This window comes from Paraburkholderia mimosarum LMG 23256 = NBRC 106338 (assembly GCF_000739815.1).
Taxonomy (GTDB): domain Bacteria; phylum Pseudomonadota; class Gammaproteobacteria; order Burkholderiales; family Burkholderiaceae; genus Paraburkholderia; species Paraburkholderia mimosarum.
Map to the genome: position 1 here is coordinate 1 of NZ_BBJJ01000081.1, position 23,870 is coordinate 23,870.

The window sequence follows — 23,870 nt, forward strand, 5'->3', positions numbered from 1 at the left end:
GTACGGCACGGAAACGATGCACGTGCTGCGCGCGGAGAAGGGCTACATCATCGTCGGGCAGGACACGGACGGTTCGGTCACGCCATTCGATCTCGGCATGGGCGGCCTCGTCTCGCAGACGAAGGACTTCCTCGGCCGCCGCTCGCTCAAGCGCTCGGACACGGCGAAGGAGGGCCGCAAGCAGTTCGTCGGACTGCTGACCGATGACGCGCAGTACGTGCTTCCCGAAGGCGGACAGATCGTCGCGCCCGATGCGCAAGCGCGGTCCGACGGCACGACCGCGATGATCGGCCACGTGACGTCGAGCTATTACAGCCCGATTCTGCAGCGCTCCATCGCGCTCGCGGTCGTGAAGGGCGGCCTGAACAAGATGGGCGAGCGCGTGGTGATTCCCATGGCCGATGGCCGGCGCGTCAGTGCGCAGATCGCAAGCCCGATTTTCTACGACACGGAAGGAGTGCGTCAGCATGTTGAATGATACGAAAGACCGCTTGCAGGTCGCTGAGCGCATCGTCGGCGTGCGGCTGGAGTCGCCGCTCGTTGGGGCCGCGAATCTGCTGAAGGCGCAGGAGGGGCGCGCCTCGAAGGCGTTCGCCATGCGTGAGCTGCCGTTTCGCGACCTCGTGAACGTGCGTGGCGAACTGGGCGATCCGGCGTTCGTCGCGGCGTTCGCAAGCGTCGTGGGCTGCCCGCCGCCTTCCACGCCGAACACCGTCGCGCGCAGCGACCAGTACGACGTGCTCTGGCTCGGCCCGGACGAGTGGCTCGTGCGCTCGCTCGCCCCGGTACAGACCGGCATGCTCGAAGCGAAGCTCGTCGCCGTGCTGGGCGAGGCTTATGCGGCGGCCGTGGATGTGGGCAGCGGCTACACGGTGGTCGAGATCGAAGGCACGCGTGCGCGTGACGTCCTCTCGCGCGGCTGTCCGCTCGATCTGCATCCGCGCATGTTCCAGCCCGGCCAGTGCGCACAGAGCGTTTATTTCAAGGCATCGATCGTGCTGATTCCGACGGGCGACGACCGCTTCGAGATCGTCGTGCGCCGCAGCTTCGGCGACTACTTCTGCCGCATCATGGTCGACGCCGCGGCGTCGGTCGCGCCATGAAGATCGTCGACGCGGCGTTCGAGCCGGCGTCGAGGGCGCTCGATGCGTTCGGCGAGCCGCGCGGGCGCGGCTGGAGCGTGTTCGTCGAGGGCTTGAGCGTGCCCGCGTGCATCGGTATCTATCCGCACGAACATGGCGCGCCGCAGCCGGTCATGATCGATGCACAGCTCGGGTATCGCTGCATGCCGCGCGAGAACGACGAAGACAGCGGCTGGATCGATTACGACGGCTATTGCACGCGCATGGCCGACTTTCTCGGACGCAAGCCGCACACGCGGCTGCTCGAAACGCTGGTGGCGGATATCGCGGCGTTCTCGTTTCGCGAATGGGCGGCGCTGGACACGCTCAGGATCGAGGTGCACAAGCCGAAGATCCGGCCGGGCACGCGGCGCGTGGGCGTGGCGCTCGAGTGGACGCGTGCCGATTATCGGCAGTGGGCGGCTCGTGAGCGTCGCACACACTGTAAAAATGCAACACACGTTCGAAATGCCAATGAAGGAGACCAACCATGAACGGGCCTTCTGCCGACATGACCGAAAGCACGTGCCGTTTCATCCTGAACGTTACCTGTGCCAGCGCGCAGGGACAGGTGGCGGCGGTTGTCGGATTTCTTGATGGGTTTGGTTGCTATATCGACGAATTCTCCGTGTTCGACGATCCGCAGACCGCCCGGTTCTTCGTGAGATGCGAGTTTCATGTGCCCGGGCCGAGGCGGCTGGGTTGCGAGACGCTACAGGAAGCGTTTGTACCGCTTGCGCGGCGGTTCGCATTCGAGTGGGCCATTTTCGATGCGAGCGTAAAGCCGAAGGTGATGATTCTTGTCTCGCGGCTCGATCACTGCCTTGTGGATCTGCTGCATCGCTGGCGCATCAATGAACTACCGATCGATATTACGGGTGTGATTTCGAATCATCGCGATCTCGAAACCATCGTCCGATCGCATGGGATCGACTTTCATCATCTTCCCGTGACGCCGGAAACCAGATCCGTCCAGGAACAGGCGCTTGTCTCGCTGATCGAGCGAACGAAAACCGAACTGGTCGTCCTTGCCCGCTACATGCAGGTGCTGAGTTCGAGCCTGTGTGCGCGTCTCGCGGGCCGGGCAATCAACATCCACCATTCGTTCCTGCCGGGATTCAAGGGAGCGAGGCCGTATCATCAGGCGTACACGCGTGGCGTCAAGCTGATTGGGGCCACGGCGCACTTCGTGACGGGGGACCTCGATGAAGGGCCGATCATCGAGCAGGTGGTGGAGCGCGTGGATCACACCTTCACGACGGAGCGACTGCTTGCGGCAGGGCGCGACATGGAGCGCGCTGCGCTCGCCCGGGCAGTGGAGGGCTTTATCGAGCGGCGCATCTTTATTCATGAAGGGCGTACGGTCATCTTGCGTTAGCGGGCGGACACGGTACATCTTCTGCCAGCAATGCCGGCGACGAGAACCGGTAGCGTCTGCACGGCGTGGGTATATCGCCGCACGCAACGTCGAGCATCGAGGGGGCGGAATGGGTCCGAATACCGGGAGGCAACTTGCGGGTGAGCAAAAATGGGCAACGCAGCCTGCCTGTCGCGAGGAAGTAGACGCGCTGCCCTCGCTCGTGCTCGCTGTGCGCCTTTCGCTGGGTAGCGCAATTGCGCTCGGCTTCGTCCGCTTCTCCTACGCCCTGCTTCTGCCGGCGATGAAGGCCGACCTTGGCTGGACTTTCACCGAGGCCGGTGCCATGAATACGGCCAACGCCGCCGGCTATCTGATCGGTGCTGCCGCGTTTCCCGCGCTTGCGCGACGTTGCCGGAATTCTGCACTCTTTGCTGCCGGTGCGTACGTGGCAATCATCTTGATGGCGCTATGCGGGCTTGTTTCCGAAATGCCCGTGCTACTCGCGCAGCGGCTCGTGGCCGGCATCGGCAGTGCGTTCATCTTCATCAGCGGCGGTGTCCTGGCCGCCCGGCTTGCAACGGCCGCACGGCGGCGTGCCGGGCTGATCCTTGGGCTTTACTACGGCGGGACCGGTTACGGCATTGTGCTGTCGTCGATTATCGTGCCGGCCACGGTGCGTCCCGTACCCCATGGCTGGCAGCCCGCATGGTTCGCGCTGGGTGCGGCCTGTGCGGTTTGTACGCTGATCGCGCGAGGCGCCGCTCGCAGCATCGACGACGCAGTGGCAGCAAGCAGCGCAAGTGGCCCCGGGCGCGCAATCGGGCATCCGACCGCGTGGTCGAGCTTCAGTCCTGCGCTTTTCGGTTACTGTCTCTTTGGCGTCGGGTATATCGGCTACATGACGTTCGTCGTCGCGCTGTTGCGCAGCGAGGGCATGAGCCAGAGCGTCGTTTTCACCTTCTATTTCACGCTGGGTGTCGCAACGATCGTATCGGCAAGTCTCTGGTCAGGTTTTCTCGACCGAGTGCGGGGAGGAGCGGCACTGGCGACTTTCAATGCGCTGCTTGCCTTGGCCACGATCGTGCCGGCGTTCATTGTTCACCCGGTTGCCGTCGTCGTTTCCGCCGCAATTTTTGGTTCGACCTTCCTTTCCGCGGTCGCTTCCACCACCGCGTTCGTCTGGCACAACCTTCCGTCCAATGAATGGAGCCGTGGTATCAGCGCGTTTACGATCGTCTTCGCACTCGGCCAGATCGCAGGGCCGGTCGCAATCGGCTGGGCGGCCGACAATAAGGGCCTCGAGCGCGGACTTGGCTATTCTTGCGCTGCCCTGCTCGCGGGAGCCTTCCTTGCGGCGCTACAGCGGCGCCTCACACGCTCCGGATAACCGTGCCTGCGCCCGCTAAAAGTTTGGCCACACACTCATGGGCGAGCGTGCATATGGCGTTTAACCGCCATAAAAGTGATTATCGTTAGCAGGTCCGATGGCGAGATCACATTGCAAAGTTCGTTCGCACTGGCGTATTCCGATCTCGCATACTTACATTGGCCTGCGGCGCGGGTGCAGCGGCGACGGACAGGCCATGTTCCGCGCTGGAACATCTGTTGGAGATGTGGGACGCAGCGAACGGCATAGCACATGTCTTATGCCGCGGCGTGCTTTCCCGTGGAGTGCGGCGCAGACTCGGCCAGCACACTGGATCGATTGGATCGATAGGCAGACACGACAGCTAGCACGTGGACGACCGTCGCAGGTCTGGCCCGACCACAGTGGATCGTTTGCGATTCCGCAACCGCGCGATGACCGTCTCATCGAGTTCAACGGCACGTTACGCTGCCCTATGACGGGGGCACCCCCATCCAGGATCGGAGCGCAGGCCCTGCGCGATCGCTGTTGCGCGACAGCATCGATGTTTACCCTCGATGGCGAATACAGAGAGTCTTTTGTCGAAAAGAGAAATTCTCCGCGCGCTGCGAGTCCTACCATTGCCTGAACCACTGTACATCGCGGTGTTCGAGGCGAGGTGGACCATATCGGGCCTTGCGACGACGTCGGTGGGAACTATGATCACTTTTGGAGACGGTGTATGGGTACCAGAAAGGCAATGCCCGCGGGGCCGGCCACGGCGGCCGTATGGGAGCACGATCGGGATGGCGCGATGCGCCAGGGCAGCGACGCGCCGGGAGTTGAGGCGGACCAGGCAGGCCTGCTCAAGCGGGCCGCACTGGCGAGCTTCATCGGCAACTTTGTCGAGTGGTTCGACTATGCCTCGTATGGCTATCTCGCGACCATCATTGCCGTCATGTTCTTCCCGAAGAGCGATGCAGTGACCGGTCTGCTCGCAGCGTACGGCGTATTTGCGATTTCGTTTGTCGTGCGGCCACTGGGTGGCGTGGTCTGGGGACACTTCGGTGACAGGCGTGGACGCCGCGCCGCGTTGTCGCTGTCGATTCTGATCATGTCGTGTTCGACGTTTCTGATCGCGTTCCTGCCGACCTATGCGCAGGTCGGCATGCTGGCGCCGGCGTTATTGCTGCTCGTGCGCGTCGTACAGGGTTTTTCGGCATCTGGCGAATACGCGGGCGCGTCCGCGTTTCTCGCGGAATACGCGCCACCGGGCAAGCGCGGTCTGTACACGAGCATCGTTCCTGCCAGCACGGCGGCTGGTCTGCTATTTGGTTCAGTATTCGTCGCCGTGATGCACGCCGTCCTCACCACCGAGCAACTGCACACCTTCGGCTGGCGTTTGCCGTTCCTGCTCGCGGCGCCCTTCGGGCTGGTCGGGCGCTACATCCGTATCAGGCTTGAAGACACGCCGAAGTTCAAGGCGCTCGAAGGGGCGCACGCCGTGGCAAAGGCACCCGTGAAGGAGTTGCTCACCCGCCATCGAGGCAGGATGCTCATCGCGTTCGGGGTCACTTGCCTGAACGCCGTGGCGTTCTATCTGATACTGAGCTACATGCCGACCTATCTGTCGACAGAAATGGGTATGGGTGAAACCGCTTCGTTCGTTGCGGCGACCATCTCGCTCGCCTCATATATCGGATTGATTTTCCTGATGGGCGCACTGTCCGACCGGGTTGGGCGCAAGACCATGCTGATTGCTGCATCGGTTATGTTCGCCATACTAACTGTGCCGCTGTTCAAGGGTCTGGTCGGGGCGAGCTTTGCGACGATCGTGCTCATACAGATTGCGTTCGGCGCTTTGCTCACCCTGAACGACGGCACTTTGCCATGTTTCCTGTCCGAGATATTCCCGACACGGGTTCGCTACAGCGGCTTTGCCTTCTGTTTTAATGCCGCGAACGCTCTATTTGGTGGCACCGCACCGCTCGTCGCCACCTGGCTAATCAGTGCGACAGGCAGCAAGCTGGCACCGGCCTGGTACCTCGTCGGCGCTGCCGGCGTTGCGCTGGTCGCCATGCTGGCAAGCCACGAGACATCACGTCGGCCACTGGCGGACGACTGACTGGGGCCTGGATACGGGTTCACATAATCGGTTGCGTGCTCAATGGTCGTACAGGGCGAGAGCCACCGTTGCATGAGCCCTTGTCCAGGCAGGATAAGCAAGGTAGCAATGGAACCAGGAACGCGGTGTTGATGGCGCCTGCGCCTGGCGACTACGGCCTCTTTGGCCTGGCGGTACATTGGGTACACGAATTTGATCGTTGCGCCGTTGCGCAGTGAGGGCATGGGGCCTGTGGATCGTTCGTTCTACGTCGAATTGGGCGTTGCGACGATCGTATCGGCACCAATCTCGTCGCGCTTTCTCGACCGCGCGCAGCGGTGCGGCGCAAGTGACGTTCAAATGGTTGCTGGCAGTTGCGACGCCTACGTCAGCCGTATTTTTCCACCCAGCTACGGCCGACATTTCCGGTGTGATTTTCGGCGGGACATCTCTGTCTGCTGTCGCATCGACCGCCGTCCTTGCGGCACATCTGCTGCTGAATGTAGTCGCGGCATTCGCGCATTTGCGATGCGTGTTCGCGTTTGACCAGATTGGCGGCCGCTTGCCCGGTTGGGTGCGCAATAAACAACCCTGATGCGCGGGCTCGTCTCTTCCTCCGCTGTTCTTCTTGCCGGCGCGCTGCTGCCAGCCGTCCCGCGTCCGCTCGACAGTGACACGGACCCAGCGCTCGCGCGAGCGGTGAGCGCGGGCTTCGCCGCTTCACGCCCTTCATGGCATAGAGCGCATGCACACGAATGGCGCGATCAGGTGCATTGCACGTTACGTGCGCGATGCCCGCTCCTGATGCAGTCGCATAGTCACCAGGGGTGTTAACCCTCAATGTCGAATGGAGAAAGTCAAATGTCTGGAAGAGATATTTTTCACGCACTGCAACTTCTACCATAGCCTTGAGCCCACTGCACATGGCGGCATGCGGCGATGCCCGTAGTGTTGGCGGTGCCCCTCCGGCTGGCCGACGATTGGTGGCCATGACACGCGGTTGCCCTATCGCAGTCGTAACTCTGGTTGCTATTCTTTGCGTCTGCAACCATTCGCAGATGCACGATTTCCCAAAGACAAGGAGAAGAGTCGATGAACGCAAAAGTGAGAATCGGAGATCTTGCATGGCCTGAATATGCGCGCCGCGTCAAGGACGATGCGCAGACCATTCTTATTCCGATAGGAGCACTGGAGCAACACGGCCCTCACATGTCGATGAATCCCGACGTGCTGCTGCCCACAGCGATTTCGGAGGAGGTGGCGCGGCGGATCGGTGCAATGGTCGCGCCCGCAATTGCATACGGCTACAAGTCGCAGCAAAAAAGCGGGGGTGGCAACCATCTTTGCGGCACCACGAGCCTGGACGGACATACGCTTTCCTTGACCGTCAAGGACGTCCTGAAAGAGTTCGCACGCCACGGCGCGCGCAAGATCTGTCTGGTCAACGGACATTTCGAAAACTCGATGTTCGCTGTCGAAGGGGTGGATCTCGCCATTCGAGAATTGAGGTGGGAGGGCATTCATGACTTTCAGGTGGTCATGCTGTCCTACTGGGATTTCGTGACTGAGGAGACCATCACACGTATTTACCCCGAGGGCTTCCCAGGTTGGGCGGTCGAGCACGGGGGCGTACTGGAGACGTCCTTGATGCTGCATCTGCATCCTCACCTGGTCGACATGACCTGCGTGCCCAGGCACGCCGCCGCTACGTTTCCCCCCTATGACGTCTACCCTCCGATTCCCGAGTGGACGCCCGCGTCGGGTTGCCTTTCGTCCGCTGCCACGGCCTCGGCGGACAAGGGATCGCTGCTGTACGAAGTTTGCGTGGCGGGGATCGCAGCGGCATTGCGCGATGCTTTCATTCAACGCAGAAATTCAGGTCAATGATCAGATCGGCAACCGGAGAAGAATATGGTGAATCACGTAAAGAATGAACCGTACAGCGGAGTCGACGCGGACAAGGCCTGGAGCGTGGAGCAGCACGGCATAGACCCGATCCCCTTGAAAGATCGCCACGGCACGCCGGCCGAACTGTTCAAAATGTGGATCGGCGCAAACACGAACTATGTCGTGGTCGTCACGGGTGCCCTGGCCCTTTCGCAAGGTCTTTCACTATGGCAGGCGCTCGGTGCAATTCTGGTCGGAAATCTGCTTGGGTGTTTCGTGCTCGGACTTACGACCATCATGGGGCCGCGCACCGGAACATCGGGCATCATGACCTCACGCAGTTCGTTCGGCCAGCTTGGCTCGTTCCTGCCGAAGGCTGTGAGCCTTGTTTCGGCACTGAGCTGGTTCTCGATCAACTCCGTGGTCGCAACACAGGCGCTAGAGACACTGCTAAAGATGGGCGGTTTTCAGAGCCACGCAGTCGTATGGGTGTCGCTTGCCATCATCCTCGCTGCGGAAATCCTGTTAGCGATCTTCGGTCACGCGACCATCATCGCAGCGGAGAAGTGGATCGCCGTGGCACTTGCGATTCTGTTTGGCGGCCTGGCAGCCTTTGTGCTGCCCCATACGAGCTTTGCCGCAGCGTCCGCCATCAATCACGGCGGCGGCTCATTCCACACGTGGTTGATCGCGATGGGGATCGTCTTTTCCTATCCGATTGGCTGGGCCAATTTCGCTTCGGACTATAGCCGTTATTTTCCGGCTGAAACGAGCTGGAAGAAAATCGCGCTCGCGGCGGGTGGTGGCCAGTTCGTTGCGCTCGTGTTCTGCGAAGTCATCGGCGTGCTGTTTGCAACCGCGCTGGGGGGCTCGCTCGGTGACGACCCGGTAAGCCAGTTGGGCCGGTTCCTGCCGACGTGGTTCACCGTTCCGCTCCTGTTCGCGATCATCCTCGGGGGGATTGCAGCAAACGTCCCCAACGGCTACACCGCTGGTCTTGGCCTGCTGGCCCTGCGTATTCCGATCAACCGTGTGACATCGCTAACCATCATTGCGCTTTTCACGCTGTGCTTCCGGATCGTCACCGTGTTTTTCGGACAGTTCTTCGACATGTACCAGGTGTTTCTGAACTACATGGTGTTCTGGACCGCGCCATGGGCCGCCATTGTCATCGTCGACTACTTCATGCGCGATGGGCGGTACAGCAGGGAAGACTGGATGAAATGGGGAAGTGGCGCCTACTGGTATAACGGTGGGATCTTCTGGCCCGGAGTCATCGCATTGATTGCGGGCACCGTGGCATGCGTCGCGTTTTCCAATTCTCCCACCTACGTCAGTCCGCTGATGCACAACGTCCTGGGATGGGGGGACCTGAGTTTTGAAGCCGGATTGCTCCTGGCCGGATTGATTTACTTCATCCTTGCGCGCCGTCACCCGCTGTTTCATAAATCCAGCTTGCACGTTCCGCTCGGCGGCGAAGTGCCTTCTCATCCGAGCTGAATTCAATCCAGCGCTCGAACGCCTGCATGATCCGGCGACCCGCGTATTCAGCGGGTCGCTCTCACGTTCGAATTTTCACGAAGCCGTTCGCCTACACGCATGGTGCCTATAACGGCTTCTCGCCGGGATGGAACACGGGCATGTGCAGTGCGATTACGCTGTGAGCAAGCGTACCGATTTCTACCTCGAGGATTTGTACCAGAACGTTCACGGTGCGCCGGCGAAATCGGTGCTTTCGCATGCGATGCTCAATACACTCTCTCCACGCATTTCAACGGCGCTCGGTAATCGGGCCTTCGGCGTTTACTCGCCCGACGGCACCAGCAGGACCGCCCACGGTGATCGGGCCATGCGCTTCCAGATCGCCGTGGACAATCAGGGAGCCGTGCACAGTAAGCGGGCCATGAAATGTGTTTTCTCCCCAGCGCATGCTTACGCCCGGTTCGTCGGGAGGAATGTGTTCAATCCAGGCCGCCGTGATCGGGCCGCGGGCGTAAATGTCACCGGCCACCGTCAGGGAGCCATCGACTGTCACCGGCCCAAGGACAACTAGCGACCCGTTGATGCTCAGTGGCCCCGTGACCACGGGCTGGGCATACGCCGACGCGAAGGAAACGAGGCACGCGAGCAGAACCGCACCTGCCACGGTGCACTGCGTCAGCCTCGATGTCATGCTCTTTCCAAGCGTTGCAATGAAGCGTTTCACTTTGTCTCCTGGCCGGCGTGATCTGCGCGCCTGGTGGCCGCCTGTTGACCCGCGACGGCCGACTGCCGCTCAACGAGCCTTATCCGGCACATTTCAGTCTAGTCAGGGAAGTGACGAACACAAGCGGCAGCAGCACCAGGCTTTGGCGAATGAACGTCCGATGCCCGGTCAGGAACGGCAATGTTGAGCGACGGGGGGCGTGTGCCGAGGGCGTCGATTAAAATGCGATGAAGTGGATTGTCAGGGAGCACATGTTGGGCAGGAAGAAGAGCGCAGAAAAGTTGAAGGTTGTCGCGGTCCGTATCGATCCGGTCATCGAGCGCAGGATCCGGTTCCTGGGCGAAACGACCGGCCGCAAGCCGTCTTTCTTCCTGCAGCAGTTGATCGAAGGCGGTATCAGCGCACTGGAGGAGGTATGGTTGCCTTCCTCTCAATTGGCGCTGGTCCGCGCGGGCACGGTGCCGGAGCCGACCGTGGCTCACACCGGTCCAGACCTATTCGGCGAGACATTTTCCGCGGACTGAACGGGCTTGCGTTGCACGCGTCGGGGAACAGGGGGCGTGGCGCCAATGGCGGTCCCCGGAATGATCGTTTAAAGACTTTCGTGCTGCGCAGGGCGCCAGTCGCCAGACTTGCTCCGTTCGCTGCGGGCCCCAGCCATTCAATGGCCGGGGCCTTTGATTCTCGTTATTTGCGCTCTTCGATCAGCGTGCGATCGAAGTGCAGGCGTTCCATGATCGGCGCATCCGAGAAATGGAACAGGTCGAACTGGCTTTCCGCCTGAAGCGACCAGGGTACCCAGCTCGGCACGACGAAGATGTCGCCCTTTTCCAGTTCGCGCCTCGCACCATCGAGAACGACTGCGCCACGTCCCTCGAACACCTGGAACACCAGTGAACCGACGTCACGACGGGAGGCGGTGCTCACACCTGCGCGCAACCGATGGAACTCGGCGCGAATCGTCGGCATGACGTCGCCGCCTGTCGTCGGATTGACGTAGCGGACGGCCGCGTGGCCTGGCTCGACCGTAGCGGGATAGCCCTCGTCTTCGAGACGCAGCTGCTCGCTCAGCGCACGATCGGTGTATTCCCAGCGATAAGCACCGATCGGCGACGAGATCGTGTTTTTCAGCCCCGACAGCGGCCGCAGCCCAGGGTGGCACCACAGGCGTTCGCCGCGCGAGAAGTCCGGCGTCGTCCTGTCGCTCAGTTCATCCGGGCCGATTTCGAAGAAGCCCACGTCGTTCATGTAGCTGAACGGTATGTCGAGCCCGTCGATCCAGGCCATCGGCGCGTTGCGCACGTTCTGGTGGCCGTGGAAGCACCAGCCCGGTGTGATCAGGAAGTCCCCGCGGCTCATGCGCACCGGGTCGCCGTTGACGACCGTCCAGACGCCTTCGCCTTCGACGACGAAGCGGAACGCGTTCTGCGAGTGACGATGCTCGGGTGCCGTTTCGCGCGGACCGAGATACTGGATCGCGCACCACAAGGTCGGTGAGACATAGGCTTCGCCGCCGAGGCCGGGGTTCGCGAGTCCGATGGCCCGGCGCTCCCCACCGCGGCCGACGGGCACCAGGTCGCCCGACTGCTGCGCGAGCGGGTACAGCGTCGACCATTTCCACACGTGCGGCACCGCGCGCGGCTTCGGATGCTTCGGCATCAGCCCGCCGATCTGCGTCCACAGTGGATTTAGGTGGTTGCTCTTGAAGTCGGCGTAGAGCTGACGAAGCGCGGGGGTATCTTCCGGCTGCCCACCGTGGGGTGTTTGATTGCTCATAATCTTGCTTTCCCTTACGGATGAAGTTCGCAACAAAAAAGCCTCTGCTTATTCCCATTGGCCAACGGCCACCGGCGCGGGTGCGACCTGCGCCCGCCGCATGCGAAAACCGAATACGGCCATTGCGAAGCCGGCCACGACCGCTGGAACGCCGACGACCGCGAACAGCGTCGGCATGTCGAACCCGGCCGCCAGCATCGAGCCGCCCGCGAGCGAGCCGAGCACGGAGCCAAAGCGGCCGACGCCGTTCGCATAGCTCACACCCGTTACGCGGCAGTCGGTCGGGTAGAACGCGGCGGACAACGCGTTCGCACCGCACTGCGTGCCCGATACGCACACACCCGCCCAGAACACCGAAATCGTGGCGAGCCACGGGTTGCCGGTCACGTGACCGATGGTGGCTATGAACACGCCCGCCAGCACGTAGGCGACGGCCAGCACGAAGCAGGGGTTGAGACGGTCCATGAGCCAGCCGAGCGCGATCGCACCGAGCGTGCCGCCAACCTGGAACATCGCCGTCACGAGCGCCGCCGTGCGCAGCGAGGCGCCGCTCGTGTGCAGCAGCGTCGGCAGCCAGCTTTGCAGCAGATAGATCACGAGCAGGCTCATGAAGAACGTGAGCCACAGCAACAGCGTGCCGCTTCGCAGTTCCGGCGCGAACAGCCGGCCGATATGCGAGCCCCCAGAGCCGTGGCTCACGTCGGCGGCCCTGAACGTGACCCCGTCGAGGTTCGCGTTCGGATCGATGCGCCGCAGCGTTGCGGCGATCCTTGCCGCCGGCCATTGCGCATTCACCATGTAGCGCACCGATTCTGGCAGCGCTCGCACATAGACGAGAGCCATCACGAGCGGCACGACGCCGCCGACGAGCAGCACCGAGCGCCAGCCAAAATTCACGATCAGCGCGGCAGCCGCGAATCCACCCAGCGCCGAGCCACATGTGAAGCCGCAGAACATCGTGGTGACGAGGAACGAGCGCAGACGTGCCGGGCAATATTCGGAAGTCAGCGTAACCGCGTTTGGCATCGCGCCGCCCAGGCCGAGGCCGGTCACGAAGCGTAGCGCGATGAGCCAGCCGAACGACGGCGACGCGGCGGCGGCGACACTCGACATGCCGAACACGAGCAGGCAGCCGAGCAACAGACGCTTGCGCCCGATGCGGTCACCGATCGGGCCGAACAGCAGCGCGCCGGCCATCAGACCAGCGAGTCCCGCGCCGAACACCGGGCCGAGGTCTTGCGGGGAAAGATGCCAGAGCGCGCGGATCGGCGGGGCGATGAAGCCGATTGCGGCGGTGTCGAAACCGTCGATCGCGACGATCAGAAAACACTGCACCGCGATCAGCAGCTGGAACGGCGTGATGCGGTTGCGATCGATGAATGAGGTGACGTCGAGCGTCGACGCAGGGGTGACCATCCGTGTCTCCTTCGGTATGGACGGGTTGCGGGGCCGCACGATGCGCTGCCGTGGTAGCTCCCGTGAGAGAGGCCGGGCGCGTCGCGCCCAGCCGGGTTTCGTGGCGTGCCCAGGCTCCGCCGGCGGCTCAGGCCACGCCCTTCAGGCAGTCTTCCACGCGCCAGCCATACAGCCAGTCGAGCGCGTCATAGAACTGATCCCGGGTGCGGCCGACCCACAACTGGTTGCGCACGAGACGCTCGACACCCTTCGCGTGATAGATGCGGCCCATCTCGCGCGCACTCCAGAGCACGCGCGCAGTGCGCGGAATCCGGACCTGTTCGTAGAGCTTGAAAGCCGCGGCGAAATCGCCATCGGTGGCCTTGATCGCCTCGCCGAGCGTGACTGCATCCTCGAGCGCCTGACAGGCACCCTGGGCAAGGTATTGCGTCATCGGATGCGCGGCGTCGCCGAGGATCGTCACGCGGCCGAAGCTCCACTGATCGACCGGATCCCGGTCGGCGGTAGCCCAGCGGCGCCACGAGCTCGGCCGGTCGAGCATCTGGTGCGGCAACGGGTGGATGCCCTCGAAGTACGACAGCACTTCTTCCTTGCTACCATCGGTCACGCCCCAGACTTCCTTCTGGCGGCTGTGGAAAGTGACGACGAGGTTGTATTCGCGGCCGCCGCGCAGCGGATAGTGCACGAGGTGGCAACGCGGGCCGGCCCAGACCACGGGCGAATTGATCTGCAGATCCTTCGGCATGTTCTCGACGTTGACCACCGCGCGGTACACCACGTGGCCGGTCGGGGTCGGCTCGTCGCCATGGAGCGCCGCACGCACCGCGGACTTCACGCCATCAGCACCGATCACGGCATCGGCCGTATAACGTTCGCCGTGCTGGTCGATCACCGTGACGCCGCGCTCGCTCTGTTCGAGCTGCCTGATCTGCGTATTGGTGCGGAACTGGATCAGCGGGTTGCCCTGCACCGCTTCGAAGATCGACAGGTGGATGTCGGCACGATGGATGACGCCGTACGGATTACCGAAGCGCTTGCGGTAGGCGTCGCCCGTTTCAATGCGCACGATCTCCTTCGCATCGACCGCGTCCATCAGCGTCAACGAATCGGTGTAGACGGTGCGATTGCGTGCAGCCTCGCCCGCGCCGAGCGCGTCGAGCGCCGTGAATGCGTTCGCGCCGAGCTGGATGCCCGCGCCGATTTCGCCGATCTGTGGCGCCTGTTCGAGCAGCAGCACCTCGATGTTCTGTCTCGCGATGGCGAGCGCCGCGGCGAGGCCGCCAATGCCGCCGCCGACCACGATCACGCGGCGATGGGCCTTGTATGTTTGGGGCATGTCTGTCTCCTGGATGATTCGAAAACCAAAATGCGGTCAAGAGCCCGGTGCGTTATGCGGTGTAGTCGGGCTGGTTTTTTGGTTCGGCCTTGACGAAGGCGGGATGCTCGGCTGCACGGCGGTATGCGGCCATTACCCGCGGATACGCGGACAGCTCGCACCCCATACGCTGAGCGTTCGCGACCTGCGGCACGAGGCACACGTCGGCGAGCGTGGGCTCCGCGCCGAAGCACCACGGGCCGCCTTCGCGCGACGCGGCCTGATCGAGCAGGCGCTCGGCAGCGCCGAAACCCTCTGCAATCCAGTGCCTATACCAGGCGTCCTTCTGCTCGGGCGTGACCTTGAGCACGTCGGTCAGATACTTGAGGATGCGCAGGTTGTTGACCGGGTGAATGTCACATGCGATCAGGTTCGAAAATTCGAGCACATGAGCGCGCCGTACCGGCTCGGCCGGAATCAGACGCGGCTCGGGATGCCTGGCGTCGAGCCAGTCGATGATCGCGAGCGACTGACCCAGATGAAAGTCGCCATCAACGATCGCGGGCACGACGGCCGACGGGTTGACCTTCGCCACGTACTGCGCGTCGTGATGCTCGCCGACGCGGATATTCACGCCGTGAAAAGTCGTCTCGACGCCCTTGAGCGCGAGCGCGATGCGCACGCGGTAAGAGGTCGAGCTGTTGAAGAAGCTATAGAGATCCACGTCGGTGGTCCTGTTTTCCTGTTTGATATCGGGGTGTGCGTCAGACGATCTTGACCGTGAGTTCGCCGAGGCGCTCGACGCCGACCTTGATCGTGTCGCCGCGCTTCACCGCGCCGACGCCTTCGGGCGTGCCGGTGTAGATCAGGTCGCCCGGTTCGAGCTTGAAGAAGCGCGAAAGGTACGACACGGTTTCCGCGACCGACCAGATCAGGTGCGTGACGTCGCTCTTCTGCTTTGTTTCGCCGTTCACGGTCAGCCAGATGCCGGCCTGTTCGAAGTCGCCCACCTGGGAAGCCGGATGGATCGGGCCGATCGGCGCCGATTCGTCGAACGCCTTGCCGATTTCCCACGGACGGCCCATTTCGCGCATCTTCATCTGCAGGTCGCGGCGGGTCATGTCGAGGCCGACCGCATAGCCCCATACATGGTCGAGCGCCTGTTCGAGCGGGACGTTCGAGCCGGTTTTGCCGATCACCGCGACGAGTTCGGCTTCGTAGTGATAGTTCTTGGTCTCGGCCGGGTAGGCCAGTTCGAGCATTTCGTCATACGCGACCGGCACGACCGCGTTGTCGGGCTTGCAGAAGAAGAACGGCGGTTCGCGATCCGGATCGAAACCCATTTCGCGTGCGTGCGCGGCGTAGTTGCGGCCCACGCAATAGACGCGACGCACGGCGATCGAGTCGCTCGCGCCGACGACGGGCACGGCGATCGGCGTTTCAGGCGGGAAGATGAATGGCATGGATGTATCTCTCTGCGGAATGGATGGGCACCGGGCCGCTCAGGCGTAGCCCAGATCGGAAACTTCGAGGGGCGCAGACACCCGCGGCCGCGGAATGCGATGCCCGGCGCGGCGGTTTGCTGACAGGGATGTGGACACGCGTGTCTCCTGCGCGATCGGGCGTTCCAGAGGAGAGGAGCGCCACGGTACTTGCTGTTTGCGTGTATTTATATTCGGGCGGGGTATATTTGTATAATGGCAAATTGTCATTATCTATACGAAAACAGATATACCTCGGAGGGAGAGGCAATGCTCGACTGGACCTACCGGTTGCGCCTGCGGCATCTGCAGATGCTGCTGTCGATCGCGCAGACCGGCAATTTGAGCCAGTCGGCCGAAGCGTTGCACACGACGCAGCCGGCACTGTCGAAGTGGCTGAAGGAACTGGAGGCCGATGTCGGCCTGCCGCTGTTCGAGCGTCATGCGCGCGGCCTGCGGCCAACACCGTATGGCGAAGCGATGGTTCAGCACGCGCGGAGCATCATTGGCCACCTCGACAGCGCGCGTGACGATATGGATGCGCTGCGCGACGGCGGCAGCGGGCTCATCACGATCGGCGCATCGGGCGTATCGGCCGCCGATACGGTGCCGCTTGCGGTCGCGCGTTTGATCCGGCAGATGCCGCGCGCCCAGGTGCGGCTTGCCGAGGGCACGATGGATCGCCTGGTCCCGCAACTGCTGCAAGGCGAGGTCGACGTCGTGGTCGGCCGCGCCGCGAACCCGCAACTGACCTCACAACTGAAGTCGGAGACGCTCTACCACGATCCGGTCAACTTTGTTGCCGGGCTGGAACATCCGCTCGCGTCGCGTGATGTCATCGGCTGGGACGATCTGTTCAACTATCGGTGGATCGTCTGGCCTGAAGGTACGCCGATCGGCAACGCGCTTGAATCGGCGCTTATCTCGGCCGGGAGGAGCATGCCGCGAAACTGCATCGAATCGAACTCGTCGCTGCTCAACATCACGCTGCTCAAGCATTCGGAGTTGCTCGGCGTCGCGTCGCAGCGCGCAGCCCAGCGCTTTGAGCGATCGGGCTTGCTGCACGTGTTGCCGATGCCGTTTGGCGGGGCGGGCGCTGTCTCGATGTACTGGCGCGCGGACGCGGAAGGCCGCCATGCCGTCGCGCTCGCGCTCGACTGTCTGCGCGCGAGCGCGCAACCGTGAGCTAGGGCAGCGCCGTGTTTGGCGACCATACCGTCGATGAGAAAGCCGTCACGGTAAGCGACAGGCACAATTTCCCTCGCAAGTGCACGCGTCCATCGGATAGGCGAGGTTCATCGATAGTGGGACAGGACAGACCTGGTGAGAGGCACACACTCCATCTTACATAAGTACTCCAAATGTTTAATTGGGCAGCTTTCTGTTTCGGTAAGAAAACGTATCATAACGATATCGTTGCATGTCGAAGTCTCGGGAAAACTCGAGCGCATCGGGCAATTAACTCGGGCATTGAAGTGCGTGGTACGGTCAAGCCCAGGATGCAATTTGGCGGGCCGGATTGATCATGGCAAATCCGGTCCGGTTGGCGACAGACCTTATGCAGATGCATTGCTGGTGCGCTATCTCGAAGCGAGACTCGCCAGATAGGCCTAACTTGCGGCTGCCGATGGTCAAACCAACGCCGGCGTCGAGCCGATTGCAATCAAGCTAAACGTCAGGCTGGCAACTGCAGGAGAGCCGACACTGCCAACGGTTTCAGCAGCTGGCTCGAAAAGGCGCGGAGGCAATGTGAAAGAAGTCGTTGTAATCGTGTCAACTTGAACGACGGCTTCGGGGCGAACTCAACGACCACGGAACAGTGGGAACCTTCAATTCTATTCGCTTAACTACGTACAGCAACCCCTCCGTTGTTTCAAACCCAACACCTGCCTTCGTCGCTCGGCAGGTTTGTTCTGGTTGTGCAACGATAGCCGTGCTATTCGCACCTGTCTGAAGACTTTAGACAACCCAACGGGGAGGGTACATGAGAGAAGACGCCACGACGCTGTATGTCGCTTCAGAGGACATTGAAACAGCGCTAGACCTGCTCGAGAGCGTTGAGGTCGAGGTCGGATTCGACAACGATGATCCGGAGAGCATCGAGCAGGCGATTCTAGCCGTCGAGGAGGCGATCAATACCCGCCTGATGGGCCATCGGGGCGATGTACGGATTGAATCAGCGATCCTTCGCGTCAAGTTCGACTTCCGGTGCGCAATCCTTGATCAAGCCTCGTCCGATGACGCTGATGATGAGGCCATCAACTGCATCCACACTCTGCATTGAACATTGCTGGCCCACTTGATCCGTTCGCCAGAGGGGAGCGAGTGGGCCGCGGCTTAGCGCCATTTTCAGCACGAGAAGTACTACAAGGGCTTCCCCGTTGAGCGCAAGCTCAATCGCGGATTTATCTTGGTGCTTTGCCGTTGCCTGTGTTGCGTGAGAAGGTGAAGGACTGCAGAACTACAAACGGTCATTGTGGTCCAGTGGCCCGGACCCTGATGGAAAGACGTGCGCGAGGACCTCGCTCGATTATCGGGATTGAAGTCCCAGTACTTTTCGCAGGTAGGCCCCGCGCGGGTCAAACCCACTTCACATCACCGCTGGCAGTGCAAAGTGATCTTCTATCTGGTCATGGTCAGATGGCGGTACGGTGTGGATGCCGGTGTTTTAACCCGCAGATAGTTCATGTTTGAAGTCATCGCCGTATCTCAGCAGAGCCCATGCCATCCTCACATTTTTGGCAGAAATAGCCACAGCAGTGCGCCAATAGCCGCGACGCTCGGTTAAGGCCCTGACCCAACGGCTGAAGCGGTCCTGTTTGTCACCCAGGTTCGCCATGACTGCGCGAGCACCGTTCACGAGCAGACAGCGTATATAGGCGTCGCCAGCCTTGGTGATACTGCCAAGTCGCGCTTTACCTCCGCTGCTATATTGCCCAGGCGTCAAGCCGAGCCGGGCGGCTACCTGACGGCCGTTCCTGAAGTCGTGCCCGGCGCCGATGCTTGCAAGCAACGCACTGGCTGTAGTCGGGCCGATGCCACGCAATTGCATCAGTCGCCGGCTACGCTCGTCCTCGCGCGCTACCTCGCGGATCGCGCGATCATATTCGGCCAGCCGGTCTTCGATGTTGTCGACGTGTTCGAGCAGGTCTCGGATGCTTCTGCTAGCCCAACCCGGCAAAGAATCCAGGTGCGCTGTGATCTCCTTGCGCAAACGCTCCGGTTTCTGCGGCAAGACCACGCCGAATTCGGCGAGCAGTCCACGGAGACGGTTATATGTTGCAGTACGCTCTTCAACAAAGCCTTGCCGCGTTCGATGGAGGCAAAGCGTCGCCTGCTGGTGTTCGTCCTTGACCGGCACGAAACGCATGCTGGGGCGCGTCACTGCCTCGCAGATGGCCGCGGCATCTGCCGCGTCGTTCTTGCCGTGCTTGCCGGACATCCGGTACGGTGCCACCAGCCGGGCAGCCATCAGCTTCACCACATGGCCCATATCGCTGGAACACGCGGGCCCAGTGATGCGCGCCCGAGCAGGCTTCCATACCGATCAGTCACGGCGGCAATTGCGCAATCAACGCCACGAGTTGATCACGCGTGACCTTCGGCTTGGCCAATATCGCCTTGCCGGTTTCATTCACTCCATGGATTGCAAACACATTCTTGGCAAGATCGATTCCGACGGTGACAATGGACATGGACTTCCCCTCTTACTGGCGTTGATGAAGGCACGACACTCCATCATGGCACTTTGGTGCCGACATTCGCGGCTTCGCCGCAACCTCAGGACGGGGAAGTCCTTTCATTCGATTTCCCCGATCCGGTATTGCAACGCTCCGGCGATGACGAATTGCCATGATGAGTTCGGGCGGCGCCCGCGCCGGACAGTCGCCACTTTCCGGCGCGACAGCAGAACTCAGTGACGCGTGCCCAAGTTTTCCAGCAATGCCTTTGCGGCCTGCCCCGACGATGCGAGATTCTGCCCGGTGAACAGCAGGCCGTCTTCGAGCACATACGGCTACCAGTCCGGGCCCTTCGAATAGTTGCCGCCCTTCGCTTTGATCTCGTCTTCAATGAGGAACGGCGCCACCTTGGTCAGGCCAACCGCTTCCTCTTCGCTATTGGTAAAGCCCGTGACCGACTTGCCGTTGACTAGCGGCTTGCCATCGGGACCCTTCACGTGCCGCAGCACCCCGGGCGCGTGGCAGACAAGATCGACGGGCTTGCCGGCTGCGATCGTGCGCTCGATCAGGCCAATGGAGTCAGGGTCTTCAGCGAGATCCCACATCGGACCGTGGCCGCCCGGATAGAAGACGGCGTCGAATTCGTCATGGGCGACATCCTTGAGCTTCGCCGTGTTGCCCAGATCCGCCAACGCGGCCGGGTCGGCTTCGAAGCGACGTGTCAGGTCAGTCTGAAAACCAGCGGGCTCGTGGACCGCGCGGTTCGTTCCGATCCATCTAAGCCCAGTTTGCAGCCCGAGATGCCCAAATCGATAGCATCCCGGACTTTGGCACGAACGACGTGTCAGTGTACGGTTCCGTGCTTGACTTTGTTCACACCGAACACGGCTCCAGTCTTATCGAACACCGGCACACCGCTTGCTCAACCGTGAATATGCATATCAGTTTGGAAACAAGGCCACGTGAGGAGAGATGCATCCCAGCGCTCCGGAAAAGGCTTTGTAGCCGAATCCTTGTCAGCTTCCTGCGGGATCAAGATCGCATCTGCCGGGCGCCTTCATTCCCCTTTGCGTGCACCGAAGAGTGGCAGCATCCAGAATGGAACGCGTCGAGCGTGCAGGTGGCAGCCGGTGCGCGGAAAGTCCATTCGGAGCCGTCGACCTCGTGGGGCAGTCGTATGACCTTCTGCGCGGCGAGGGCGCAGAGTTTCGCTTTGCGCAAGGGGCGCTATGCGGAGCGTGCAAGCCAGTCATTGCTGCGCGAGAAGTACGCTCAGCATGGCCGAGATTGCAAGCGGACCAGTGCCGTCGCGCGAGTAAGGCGCTGCCCAGGCCATCGCGTTTAGTGTCCGGCAAGATGGATCACACGGATGCGCCTGGATGCCATGATGGAAATGGCGCGTGGGTCGGTCAGAAAGGTAGCCGCCGCGGTTGGCTCCTGACGGGCGCGACATTCGCCCATCAGGCAGGTGGTGTGCCGGAGGCGCGCCGTGCTGGCTGTGGCCAATCGGCGGACCGCGGTCAACCGCGGCGCCATCCGGGATGCGCGAGGCGTGCGCAGCCGAGGAGCTTGTCGGGCAAAGAACGGATACCGGGCGCTGTGTGCACAAGCCCACGGCGGCATCCGGGCGGGATGCGCGTAGAGTGCATTGACGGGTGCGCTGGGCGTGGTGCATAGCCCGGCCCGCAAGCGATTCAAACGTGTCCGTAGAAATGGAACGGCAAGGAGCGGGTATGAACTCACGCATTCGAAATGCAACGTTCAAGTCGAAGTTGATGCCGGCCGGCGCAGCTGCGGCGCGGATTCAGCCGGGCATGACGGTTGGTATGAGCGGGTTCACCGGCTCAGGGTATCCGAAGGCCGTGCCGCTCGAGCTCGCGCGGCTGATCGAGGGGGCGCACGCACGTGGCGAACGGTTCGCCATTCGCGTACTGACGGGTGCTTCCACGGCGCCGGAACTCGACGGGGCGCTCGCGAAAGTGGGTGGAATCGATTTTCGTCTTCCCTACCAGAGCGATCCAGAACTACGCGCGCGCATCAATCGGGGCGAGATCGAGTACATGGACATTCACCTCGGTCAGGTGGCGCAGTACGCCTGGTTCGGTTTTCTCGGCCATATCGACATCGCTGTGATCGAGGTCGTCGGCATCCTGCCCGACGGCCGCCTGATTCCTTCGACTTCGGTGGGCAACAACAAGACGTGGCTCGATCTCGCGACTCATGTAATCCTCGAGGTGAACTCGAATCAGCCCGCCGGACTCGATGGCATGCACGACATCTACTACGGCACGGCGCTTCCGCCTGAGCGCAAGCCGATACCGCTAGTCGCGCCCGGCGACCGCATCGGCGAGCCATATCTGTACGTCGATCCCGCGAAGGTGGTGGCGGTCGTCGAAACCAACGCGCCGGACCGCCTGGGACGCTTCGCGGCGCCCGACGAAATCAGCGCGCGCATCGCCGGACATCTCGTCGAGTTCTTCCGGCACGAAATCACGCACGGCCGGCTGCGCCCGGAATTGCTGCCGCTGCAGTCGGGCGTGGGCAACATCGCCAACGCCGTGCTCAGTGGCTTGCGCGAGGGAGGCTTCGAAGGCCTCAGCGCGTTCACCGAGGTGATCCAGGACGGCATGCTGGACCTGATCCGCACCGACACGCTGCGCGTAGCTTCGGCCACGGCGCTCTCGCTGAGCCCAGAGGGCGTCGATGAATTCCAGCGAAACATCGGCCACTACCGCAGCCGCATCGTGCTGCGTCCCCAGGAAATCTCGAACCACGCCGAACTGGTGAGGCGTCTGGGCTGCATTGCCATCAACGGTATGGTGGAGGCGGACATCTATGGCAACGTCAATTCCACTCACGTCGCGGGCACCTCAATCATCAACGGAATTGGCGGCTCAGGCGATTTTGCGCGCAATGGCTTCTTGTCGTGCTTCGTGACGCCGAGCATTGCGAAGAACGGCGCTATTTCATGCATCGTGCCCATGGCAAGCCACGTTGACCATACCGAGCACGACGTGACCGTGATCGTGACCGAGCAGGGGCTTGCCGATCTGCGCGGGCTTTCGCCCAAGCAGCGCGCCCGGGCCATCATCGCGCAATGCGCGCATCCCGATTATCGTCCGCTGCTCGAAGACTACTTCGAGCGCGCCTGCCGCGAGAGCGTGGGCAAGCACACGCCGCATCTACTCGATGAAGCGTTGTCGTGGCACAAGCGCCTGGTGGAGAACGGACGCATGCGGTGAAGCCAGGCCACCACTCGTGCGCGCGCTCACGCAAAAGGCAGCGCACCCGCCGGAGCACGGCGCACGATCATCAGCGTCGTGCTGATGTGTTCCTCCAGCGTGAGGGCAGCGCGCGCATCGGCGCGCTGCATGGCGGCCTCGAAAGTGCGTAGATGTTCCTGGTGTACGTCGCGTTGTGTGTCGACGAGGCCGATTCAAACGCGACGACAGCGCTCGCCGTGCTGCGAGACTGTCATGAAAGTTGACCCGGCCTTTCGCTCGCATCGCAAGTTCGCGCATGAACAAGGTTCCTGGCCCCGCGATGTGCAGCAGACACGCATGATGTTCGAGCGAAGTCAGGGGAGCGGTCCGCTCGCCTGCGGACAGCCCTGATGATAGATCAGGATTGACAGGACAGTCCTCCCCAATGAAAGTAGGGCTGGGTGAACGCAGAGGTGTTGCCAGGCGCAGCACGCCCAGACTTTGCGTGAGTACCACGAGCACATGGTTTACGGTCTCCCTTGACCGAGAGGGCGAGTCAGCGCTTCGACTTGCCGTTCAAAGGTGAAAAACCGAATGAAGGATCTCTTTGCAAACGGTGGCTGGTCGGGGATCCGCGCAACCAGAACGACCACCGGGATCGTTCAATCGCGCTCCCTTGCCGCGATCCTGTTCGCCGGCGCTATCAGCATAGCGGTCGCGACCTGGTTATGCTTTCGCTTGGGGGCCGGCGTCGCGGTAGTTGGGTTCGTCTACCTGATCGAGGTCTTGCTGGTGTCACTGATGGGCAGCCTCGTTTCATCGGTAGCTATCTCGGTGATCGCTGCTGGTTGCCTCAACTTTTTCTTCACACAGCCACTGTTTACCTTCCGGATAGATGCCCAGCAGGACATCGTAGCGTTGACTGCCTTTTTTGTGACTGGAGCGGCCCCACGTATCTGAGGACACGAGGACTCTC

At 61.9% G+C, this 23,870-nt stretch carries 20 protein-coding genes and 3 pseudogenes; 14 read left to right on the top strand and 9 right to left on the bottom strand.

Going from position 1 to position 23,870, the window contains the following annotated elements:
* From BMI01S_RS31445 to BMI01S_RS31470, 6 genes are all read left to right on the top strand, one after another.
* Positions 1-478: glycine cleavage T C-terminal barrel domain-containing protein (locus BMI01S_RS31445; protein ID WP_042291822.1), on the top strand; the 478-nt coding region annotated here is incomplete at its 5' end.
* Complete coding sequence (locus BMI01S_RS31450; protein WP_028212540.1) at positions 468-1,103, top strand: sarcosine oxidase subunit gamma; 636 nt, start codon at positions 468-470, stop codon at positions 1,101-1,103. The genes BMI01S_RS31445 and BMI01S_RS31450, both read left to right, overlap by 11 nt.
* The gene (locus BMI01S_RS31455; RefSeq protein ID WP_081901418.1) at positions 1,100-1,615 is read left to right on the top strand and encodes a dihydroneopterin aldolase; all 516 of its coding nucleotides are present in this window, start codon (positions 1,100-1,102) and stop codon (positions 1,613-1,615) included. Before BMI01S_RS31450 ends, BMI01S_RS31455 begins: the two co-directional genes overlap by 4 nt.
* The gene (gene purU / locus BMI01S_RS31460; protein WP_042291825.1) at positions 1,612-2,499 is read left to right on the top strand and encodes a formyltetrahydrofolate deformylase; all 888 of its coding nucleotides are present in this window, start codon (positions 1,612-1,614) and stop codon (positions 2,497-2,499) included. The genes BMI01S_RS31455 and purU overlap by 4 nt, the downstream gene beginning before the upstream one ends.
* 109 nt (positions 2,500-2,608) lie before the next feature.
* Positions 2,609-3,868: a YbfB/YjiJ family MFS transporter gene (locus BMI01S_RS31465; protein WP_042291828.1), complete on the top strand. Its 1,260-nt coding sequence runs from the start codon at positions 2,609-2,611 to the stop codon at positions 3,866-3,868.
* Positions 3,869-4,640: 772 nt separating this feature from the next.
* Positions 4,641-5,951, top strand: coding sequence for an MFS transporter (locus BMI01S_RS31470; protein ID WP_042291838.1), 1,311 nt, complete (start codon positions 4,641-4,643; stop codon positions 5,949-5,951).
* 367 nt (positions 5,952-6,318) lie between these two features.
* Here BMI01S_RS31470 and BMI01S_RS41275 read toward each other — a convergent pair whose 3' ends face one another.
* Positions 6,319-6,834, bottom strand: a complete 516-nt coding sequence (locus tag BMI01S_RS41275) for a hypothetical protein (protein ID WP_154671410.1) — start codon at positions 6,832-6,834, stop codon at positions 6,319-6,321.
* Positions 6,835-7,022: 188 nt separating this feature from the next.
* Here BMI01S_RS41275 and BMI01S_RS31475 point away from each other — a divergent pair, with 188 nt between their 5' ends.
* From BMI01S_RS31475 to BMI01S_RS43890, 3 genes and pseudogenes are all read left to right on the top strand, one after another.
* Positions 7,023-7,817 carry a creatininase gene (locus BMI01S_RS31475; protein WP_028232449.1) on the top strand — a complete coding sequence of 265 codons (795 nt, stop codon included), beginning with the start codon at positions 7,023-7,025 and terminating at the stop codon, positions 7,815-7,817.
* Between the two features lie 24 nt (positions 7,818-7,841).
* Positions 7,842-9,317, top strand: coding sequence for a purine-cytosine permease family protein (locus tag BMI01S_RS31480; protein ID WP_028232450.1), 1,476 nt, complete (start codon positions 7,842-7,844; stop codon positions 9,315-9,317).
* An 86-nt stretch (positions 9,318-9,403) separates the two neighbouring features.
* Positions 9,404-9,582, top strand: a pseudogene (locus BMI01S_RS43890) (porin); the annotation flags it as partial.
* Between the two features lie 6 nt (positions 9,583-9,588).
* On the opposite strand, the gene BMI01S_RS39620 reads toward BMI01S_RS43890, so the two are convergent.
* Positions 9,589-10,023 (bottom strand): hypothetical protein, encoded by a 435-nt coding sequence (locus BMI01S_RS39620; protein WP_028232451.1) that lies wholly within the window; start codon positions 10,021-10,023, stop codon positions 9,589-9,591.
* A 227-nt stretch (positions 10,024-10,250) separates the two neighbouring features.
* Between BMI01S_RS39620 and BMI01S_RS31490 the strand changes: the two genes are divergently transcribed.
* Positions 10,251-10,547 carry a hypothetical protein gene (locus tag BMI01S_RS31490; protein WP_244145456.1) on the top strand — a complete coding sequence of 99 codons (297 nt, stop codon included), beginning with the start codon at positions 10,251-10,253 and terminating at the stop codon, positions 10,545-10,547.
* 163 nt (positions 10,548-10,710) lie between these two features.
* Here BMI01S_RS31490 and BMI01S_RS31495 read toward each other — a convergent pair whose 3' ends face one another.
* The 5 genes from BMI01S_RS31495 to BMI01S_RS31515 form a co-directional block, all read right to left on the bottom strand.
* Positions 10,711-11,799 (bottom strand): cupin domain-containing protein, encoded by a 1,089-nt coding sequence (locus BMI01S_RS31495; RefSeq protein WP_028232453.1) that lies wholly within the window; start codon positions 11,797-11,799, stop codon positions 10,711-10,713.
* Between the two features lie 48 nt (positions 11,800-11,847).
* Entirely contained in the window at positions 11,848-13,215 is a 1,368-nt protein-coding gene (locus BMI01S_RS31500; protein ID WP_028232454.1) for an MFS transporter, read from the bottom strand.
* A 127-nt stretch (positions 13,216-13,342) separates the two neighbouring features.
* On the bottom strand, positions 13,343-14,551 hold the full coding sequence (locus BMI01S_RS31505; RefSeq protein ID WP_028232455.1) for a 3-hydroxybenzoate 6-monooxygenase: 1,209 nt from the start codon (positions 14,549-14,551) through the stop codon (positions 13,343-13,345).
* Positions 14,552-14,603: 52 nt separating this feature from the next.
* A complete protein-coding gene (gene maiA, locus BMI01S_RS31510; RefSeq protein WP_028232456.1) occupies positions 14,604-15,254 on the bottom strand; it encodes a maleylacetoacetate isomerase in 651 nt (216 codons plus the stop codon).
* Positions 15,255-15,294: 40 nt separating this feature from the next.
* On the bottom strand, positions 15,295-15,993 hold the full coding sequence (locus BMI01S_RS31515; protein ID WP_028232457.1) for a fumarylacetoacetate hydrolase family protein: 699 nt from the start codon (positions 15,991-15,993) through the stop codon (positions 15,295-15,297).
* 288 nt (positions 15,994-16,281) lie between these two features.
* Between BMI01S_RS31515 and BMI01S_RS31520 the strand changes: the two genes are divergently transcribed.
* The gene (locus BMI01S_RS31520; protein ID WP_036046595.1) at positions 16,282-17,196 is read left to right on the top strand and encodes a LysR substrate-binding domain-containing protein; all 915 of its coding nucleotides are present in this window, start codon (positions 16,282-16,284) and stop codon (positions 17,194-17,196) included.
* A gap of 799 nt (positions 17,197-17,995) precedes the next feature.
* Positions 17,996-18,295 carry a hypothetical protein gene (locus BMI01S_RS31525; RefSeq protein ID WP_028215611.1) on the top strand — a complete coding sequence of 100 codons (300 nt, stop codon included), beginning with the start codon at positions 17,996-17,998 and terminating at the stop codon, positions 18,293-18,295.
* Between the two features lie 384 nt (positions 18,296-18,679).
* Here the strand turns inward: BMI01S_RS31525 and BMI01S_RS31530 are convergent.
* Positions 18,680-19,706: pseudogene (locus BMI01S_RS31530) on the bottom strand (IS110 family RNA-guided transposase).
* Positions 19,707-19,924: 218 nt separating this feature from the next.
* Positions 19,925-20,440: pseudogene (locus tag BMI01S_RS31535) on the bottom strand (type 1 glutamine amidotransferase domain-containing protein); the annotation flags it as partial.
* Between the two features lie 984 nt (positions 20,441-21,424).
* Here BMI01S_RS31535 and BMI01S_RS31540 point away from each other — a divergent pair.
* A complete protein-coding gene (locus BMI01S_RS31540; protein WP_028232459.1) occupies positions 21,425-22,933 on the top strand; it encodes an acetyl-CoA hydrolase/transferase family protein in 1,509 nt (502 codons plus the stop codon).
* A 555-nt stretch (positions 22,934-23,488) separates the two neighbouring features.
* Positions 23,489-23,854, top strand: a complete 366-nt coding sequence (locus BMI01S_RS31545; RefSeq protein WP_028232460.1) for a DUF4118 domain-containing protein — start codon at positions 23,489-23,491, stop codon at positions 23,852-23,854.
* Positions 23,855-23,870 lie beyond the last annotated feature (16 nt).